Below are 6,761 nucleotides of genomic sequence, written 5' to 3'. Positions count from 1 at the left end.
CCCGCCCGGGGCCTTCTCGAGCCGGCAGATTCAGTGCGGCCGCGCGCCGAGAAGTGCGCGGCCACCAGCGATCACAGGCGGTTCGACGCCTCGGTCAGCACGCTGCGCAGGATCTGCTCGATCTCCTGGAACTCGGGCACGCCGATGGTGAGCGGCGGCGAGAGCTGGATCACGGGGTCGCCGCGGTCGTCGGCGCGGCAGTACAGGCCCGCATCGAAGAGCGCCGTCGAGAGGAAGCCGCGCAGCAGGCGCTCCGATTCCTCCTCGTTGAAGGTCTCGCGCGTGGCCTTGTCCTTCACGAGCTCCACTGCGAAGAAGTACCCCTCGCCGCGGACGTCGCCCACGATCGGCAGGTCGTTCAGCTTCTCGAGCTCCGCGCGGAACAGCGGGCTGTTCTCGCGGACGTGCTCGTTGAGCTTCTCCTCCTCGAAGATGTCGAGGTTCTCGAGCGCGACCGCGGCCGAGACCGGGTGACCGGCCCAGGTGTAGCCGTGGTAGAAGGTCGTGTCGCCCTTCTTGAACGGCTCGTAGATCCGCTCGTTGATGATGGTCGCGCCCATCGGGGCGTAGCCCGAGGTCATCGCCTTCGCGCAGGTGATCATGTCGGGCACGTAGCCGAGCTGGTTGCACGCGAAGTAGTCGCCGATGCGGCCGAAGGCGCAGATGACCTCGTCCGAGACGAGCAGCACGTCGTACTTGTCGCAGATCTCGCGCACTCGCTGGAAGTACCCGGGGGGCGGCGGGAAGCAGCCGCCGGAGTTCTGCACGGGCTCGAGGAAGACGGCGGCGACCGTGTCCGGGTCCTCCATCAGGATCTGCTCCTCGATGCGGTTCGCCGCCCAGAGGCCGAAGGCCTCGATGTCGTCGGCCGGCGCGCCCATCTCGGCGGCGCGGTAGAAGTTGGTGTTCGGCACGCGAAGACCACCGGGGGTGATCGGCTCGAACGGCGCCTTGATCGGCAGGCCGGTCACCGCGAGGGCGCCCTGCGGGGTGCCGTGGTAGGCCAGGGCGCGCGAGATGACCTTGTACTTGGTCGGCTTGCCCATGAGCTTCCAGTAGTTCTTCGCGAGCTTGTAGGCGGTCTCGACCGCCTCACCGCCACCCGTCGAGAAGAACACGTGGTTCAGGTCGCCGGGCGCGTACTCCGCGAGACGGTCGGCGAGCTCGATCGCCTTGGGGTGCGCGTACGACCAGATCGGGAAGAACGCGAGCTCTTCGGCCTGCTTCGCGCCCGCCTGAGCGATGCGCGAACGGCCGTGGCCGGCGTTCACCACGAAGAGGCCCGCGAGGCCGTCGATGTAGCTCTTGCCGTTGATGTCGTAGATGCGGTGGCCTTCGCCGCGAGTGATGATGGGCACACCCTGCTCCATCGTCGACTGGCGCGCGAAGTGCATCCAGAGGTGATCCTTCGCCTGCTTCTGCAGCGTCGCATTGTCGTAGCGGACATCGGTCATGGTCATCGGTTCCTCACGGTTCCCCAGTTGTAATGCTGCTTCTGCAGCCTCAGGTAGACGAATGTCTCGGTCTGCTGGACGCCGTCGAGCGACCGGATGCGAGCGTTGAGGAGATCGATGAGCTCCTCGTCGTTCTCGCACACGACCTCGGCGAGCAGATCGAAGCTGCCGGCGGTGAGCACCACGTAGTCGATCTCGGGGATCGCGGAGAGCTGCTCGGCGAGCAGCCGGGTGTCGCCTTCGGCGCGGATGCCGATCATCGCCTGCCTCGTGAACCCGAGCTGCATCGGATCGGTGACCGCGACGATCTGCATGACGCCGGCCTCCTGCAGCCGTTGCACGCGTTGGCGCACCGCGGCTTCGGAGAGGCCGACGGCCTTACCGATGTCGGCATAGGAACGCCGGCCGTCGGTCTGGAGCTGCTCGATGATCGCCTTCGACACATCGTCGAGTTGCACCGGACGCGACGTGAGTCGTCCCGTGTTCGTCATGGCTCGATCATGACAGTCAAGAGGGGCAGAAGCAAGGGAATCAGTCGAATGAGCCGTGTTTCACAACTGATTCCATGGATGGGCGGCGGGGAACGCTCCGGGATCACCCGTCCCTCGCATCGAGATGTCCGCAGCCGCACGCGGGTTCGAGGCGCTACGATCGACGGGTTCCCCTCACATCCTGACGCGTCCCCCCGCAGACAGGCGAGATCCGTGACCCAGATCGGCATCGGCAATCCGCGCCATCGCGTCGTGCTGCCCGGCGGCACCGAGATCGGGATCGCGTGGTCGGCGATGACCGACACCGGTCTCCGACGCGAGGTGAACGAGGACAGCTTCCTCGCCCAGCCGCCGATCTTCGCCGTCGCCGACGGAATGGGCGGCCACGCGGCCGGCGACTTCGCGAGCGCCGCGGTCGTCACGAGGCTCGCCGAGTACGGTGGTCGAACCGTCGTGGGCACGCCGGACATCGACCAGGCGCTCCGCTCCGCCGTGCAGGACATGGGCCGCGGCCGGGGAGTGACCGACGAGGGAAGCGGGACCACGGTCACCGGCGTCGCGCTCGGCTCGATCTCGGGCGAGCCCGCATGGATCGTCTTCAACATCGGCGACTCCAGGGTCTACCGGCTCATCGGCGGCGTGCTCGAACAGCTCACCGTCGATCACTCGATCGTGCAGGAGCTCGTCGATGCCGGGCAGATCACGCGAGAGGAAGCCGAGACGCATCCGCATTCGAACGTGATCACGCGCGCGGTCGGCTTCCACGAGGCGCCGTTGCCCGATTACCGGGCCATCGCCATCGAGCCGGGGATGCGTCTGCTGATCTGCTCCGACGGGCTCACGAAGGAGATCACCGCCTACGGGCTCCGCCATTTCCTCGCGTCCAATCCGACGGCGGATGCCGCGGCCAGGCACCTGATGGACGCGGCGCTCGGCAACGGCGGTCGCGACAACGTCACGGTCGTCGTAGTCGACGTGCTCGACGTGGTGCCGCCCGTCGAGGGCGGCTGAGCGATCCGGCGCTCGGCGACACGGGCGGCACTCGCCTGCACCGCCTCGGCCGCCCCCGCCGGTACGCTGGAAGCGGAGATGAGGAGTGTGCACGTGAACTGCCGGATCTGCGGTGCGGACCTGCCCGAAGGGGCGATGTTCTGCGGTGAGTGCGGGAGTTCGACGAGCGCGACGCCCGAGTCGAGGCGCAAGCCGGATCCGCGACCGGGCGACACCACGATCATGAGCCCGCTCCCGCGCCGCAACAGCGGCGTCATCAGCATCCCGGTCGGCGGGTTCCTCGCGCCATCCGCCGAGGCCCAGCACGGGGATGAGCCTGGGGCCGCGGTCGACCAGTCTCGCTCGCAGCACGCGCCCGAGACGGCATCGCCCGTGACGAACGCGCCGGGGGAGTCCGATCGGTTCCGCCTGCGATTCAGCACCGGGGAGACCCGGATCGTGTTCGGCACCGGATTGATCGGGCGCAAGCCGCTGCCGCAACCGGGTGAGCGGTTCGACCATCTTGTGCAGATCGCCGACCGCACGCTCTCCGTCTCGAAGACGCATCTCGAGTTCGGTTCGCACGATGGCGTGCTCTGGATCGCCGACCGATTCTCCGGCAACGGCACACTGGTGCGCCGCCCCGACGACGGTGCCGTGCGCTGCGAACCCGGCCGTCGCTATCAGGTGCCGCGAGGCAGCACGATCGAACTCGCGCAGCAGCAGATCGTCGTCGATTAGCGGGCGCGGGTACCCCTCCTCCACATCGGAGCGCGCGTCGGACGCATCCCCCGAACCGCATCGCCGAGCTGGCTCAGTCGCGTGACCGTGCTGAGCTGAGCGCATGCACGCCCAGCCCGATCGACTTCCGCCGCTCCGATTGCCGCCGCCGCTGGCTCGTCGGTCACGGCCTCCCTTCCCGCTCCTCGCGACGCTGGCACCCGTGGCGACCGCCGGTCTGCTGTTCGCGCTCACCAACTCTCCGCTCGCGCTCGTGTTCGCCGCGGTCGGCCCCGTCGTGGGGCTCGCCGCCATCGTCGACGGTCGTCGCGGCGCACGGCGGCAACTGCGTCGCGATCGGGCCGAGCGGGCCGAGGCACTGCGCAGGCTCACCGACGAGATCGACGCCCGCCACGCGGGCGAACGCGAGCACGCGTGGCAGCGCGTCGGCGAGCTCGGCGTGGTGCTCGAGGAACCGGCCGGTGCGAGATGGAGCGGTGCCGGCGCGAACGAGCTCGTGCTCGGCCGCGGTGCGATACCGAGCGGTCAGCGAATCGAAGGCGAGGCGTCCGACGCGGACGACCGTGCCCTGCTCGCCAGAGCATGGACGCTGTCGGATGCGCCGATCCGAGCCGATGCCGCGGCGGGCATCGGATTCGTGGGGCCGCCTGTGCTGGCTCGTGCGGCCGCCCGCGCGGCGCTCGTCCGCTGGAGTGCCGCCGTGCGCCCGGGCAGCTCGGGCCTTCGCGTTCCTGAGACCAAGGAGTGGCGCTGGGCAGCGCGGCTGCCTCAGCGCGGCGCTGAGCCGACCGTCACGGTCGTCGAGGGGGAGCAGGTGACGGACTCACGCGGGGTGATCGCGATCGCGACCGCGCGTGAGCTGTTGCCGCCGGGACTCGGCACCGTGGTCCAGCTGCACTCGCCACGTCGCGCGCGCGCCGAGGTGCTCGCCTCTCCCGAACAGCATCGCGAGTTCGTGCCCGAACTGCTCGGTCTGCGGCAGGCGATCACGGCGGCGGCCCGTCTTGCCGAGGCCGCCGCCCGGAGCGGTCTGGAGGCGAGGCCGCTCCCGAGCCGAGTGGATCTCGCGGCGCTGGCCCAGCCACCCGCGGCAGGGCGCGCGAGCCTCGTCGCCGCGGTCGGAACGGCGCCCGGGGGAACACTGGAACTCGACCTCGTGCGTCAGGGACCGCACGCGCTCGTCGGCGGGACGACGGGCAGCGGCAAGAGCGAGTTCCTGCTCGCGTGGCTCGCGGCCCTCGCCATCTCGTACTCGCCGTCGACACTCGCGATGCTGTTGGTGGACTTCAAAGGCGGCGCGGCCTTTCAGCCGATCGCCGGGCTCCCGCACGTCGTCGGCGTCGTCACCGACCTCGACGAGTCGGAGGCGCTCCGCGCCGTCGAGAGCCTCCGGGCGGAGATCAGACGACGAGAGCGCCGGCTGCGCGAGTGCGGCGTGCGCGACTTCATCGAGCTCGATCGCGCGGTCGAGCTGCCGCGGCTCCTCATCGTCGTCGACGAGTACCAGGCGTTGCTCGAGCGCTTCGACGAGCTCGGTCGGGTGTTCGCCGACCTCGCGGCGCGTGGCCGTTCGCTCGGCATGCATCTCATCCTCTCCACGCAGCGCCCGAACGGCTCCGTTCGGGAGCAGATCACCGCGAACTGCCGGCTGAGAGTCTGCCTCCGCGTGCTGCATCCGAGCGATAGCCGGGCGCTCGTCGGGGTCGATGATGCGGCCGATCTCCCGCCCTCGCTGCCGGGCCGGGCGATCGTCGACGATGGCACCGGGCCGCCCCGGCCGTTTCAATCGGCGATCGCGGATCCCCTGCACCTCGAGCTGCTGCGAGCCGGGCGATCGAGCGATGGCCAAGCCATTCGCCCGTGGCTCGATCCGCTGCCCAGGCGGATCGCTCTGGCCGAGGTCGGGCCGTCGCCGGACGGGATCGAGTTCGGTCTGCTCGACGCCCCCGACCAGCAGCGCCGCCTGAGCGCGGTCTGGTCGCCCGAGTCCGACGGGGCACTGCTGGTCTGCGGCACTCCGGGAAGCGGGAGGAGCTCGACGCTCGACACGATCGCGTCATCGTTCGCGGCGCGCCACGGCATGGGCCGGGTGGTCAGGCTACCTGCGAACCGTTCCGCCGCCTGGGACGTGCTGATGGAGCTGGCCCGACCGGATGCATCGGACGACCTCGGCTCCGCTCCCAGGCTGCTGCTCGTCGACGGCGCCGACGTGCGCTTCCGGGCCTGGCCCGACGAGTACCGGCTCGCCGCGTCCGAGGCGCTCTCGACGATCCTCGAGGACGGGAACGGTCTCCACGTCGTCGCCTCGGCGACGAGGCCGATCGGCCTCTCCGCCGAGCTTCGGGACAGATTCAGGTCGCTGCTGCTGCTCCGGCAGTCGTCCCGCGGCGAGCTCGCGCAGCTGGGCGGCGACCCCTCCCTGTGGCGAGCGGACGACGGGCCCGGAAGCGGGCAGTGGCGGGGGCTGCGGCTGCAGGTCGCGCTCGCGGATCCGCCGCCTTCGTCGGCTCCACCCACCGCGAACGCGCCGCGCGTGCAAGCCGCGCCTGCGCCTGCGCTCGTCTTCCACCCCGGGGTGAGCTACGCACTCGTGACGCGGAACGTGCCGGTCGCACTCGCACGGCTTTCGGAGATCGGGGGAGTCCGAGTCTCCGTCCTGACGGCGGCGGGGAGCATCGGGGACCCGCTCACGGCAGCGGCCGAGACCGAATCGGCCGAGGTGATCGTCGGCGACCTGGACGCGTGGGCGGCCGCCTGGCGGGTCTGGACCGAGCTGAAGCACACCGGGGTGGCCATCGTCGACGGCGGGCTCGCCGAGTTCCGCGCGCTGCTCCGCGGGCGGGAGCTGCCGCCGTTGCTCGATCCGGGCGCCGCGCAGGGCTGGCTCATCGCTCCCGACGGGGGAGTCGAGCGCTTCAGCTGGCCGGAACGGCGATTTCGACGGATTCATCCGTCGAACCCGGAGCACGCAACCGAAACCATCGCGTCCGACGCGGGATCGTAACGAATCAGACATCGACTCGTGATTCCAGCCGGGCAGTGTGGCAGGATCAATCCACCCCGCAGTGCTGCGAACCCGAGAGGA

5 protein-coding genes are annotated in these 6,761 nt (G+C 70.1%); 3 read left to right on the top strand and 2 right to left on the bottom strand.

What is annotated here, in order from left to right; translation table 11 throughout:
- Positions 1 to 71: 71 nt before the first annotated feature.
- The gene (locus tag IEY71_RS14940; RefSeq protein ID WP_189086153.1) at positions 72 to 1,454 is read right to left on the bottom strand and encodes an aspartate aminotransferase family protein; all 1,383 of its coding nucleotides are present in this window, start codon (positions 1,452 to 1,454) and stop codon (positions 72 to 74) included.
- Between the two features lie 2 nt (positions 1,455 to 1,456).
- Positions 1,457 to 1,945, bottom strand: a complete 489-nt coding sequence (locus IEY71_RS14935) for an Lrp/AsnC family transcriptional regulator (RefSeq protein ID WP_189086152.1) — start codon at positions 1,943 to 1,945, stop codon at positions 1,457 to 1,459.
- Positions 1,946 to 2,158: 213 nt separating this feature from the next.
- On the opposite strand from IEY71_RS14935, the gene IEY71_RS14930 reads away from it, so the two are divergent.
- The 3 genes from IEY71_RS14930 to IEY71_RS14920 all read left to right on the top strand — a co-directional run bounded on the left by IEY71_RS14930 (position 2,159) and on the right by IEY71_RS14920 (position 6,680).
- Positions 2,159 to 2,956 carry a PP2C family protein-serine/threonine phosphatase gene (locus IEY71_RS14930; protein WP_229781780.1) on the top strand — a complete coding sequence of 266 codons (798 nt, stop codon included), beginning with the start codon at positions 2,159 to 2,161 and terminating at the stop codon, positions 2,954 to 2,956.
- A gap of 372 nt (positions 2,957 to 3,328) precedes the next feature.
- A complete protein-coding gene (locus IEY71_RS18430) occupies positions 3,329 to 3,676 on the top strand; it encodes an FHA domain-containing protein (protein WP_229781779.1) in 348 nt (115 codons plus the stop codon).
- A gap of 202 nt (positions 3,677 to 3,878) precedes the next feature.
- Positions 3,879 to 6,680 carry an FtsK/SpoIIIE domain-containing protein gene (locus IEY71_RS14920; protein WP_189086150.1) on the top strand — a complete coding sequence of 934 codons (2,802 nt, stop codon included), beginning with the start codon at positions 3,879 to 3,881 and terminating at the stop codon, positions 6,678 to 6,680.
- The last annotated feature ends 81 nt before the right edge of the window (positions 6,681 to 6,761 follow it).

The sequence above is a fragment of the Agromyces mediolanus genome (assembly GCF_014648575.1).
Taxonomy (GTDB): domain Bacteria; phylum Actinomycetota; class Actinomycetes; order Actinomycetales; family Microbacteriaceae; genus Agromyces; species Agromyces mediolanus.
Note: the sequence above shows the minus strand (reverse complement) of the source record. Positions and strands in the feature narration are given on the sequence as shown.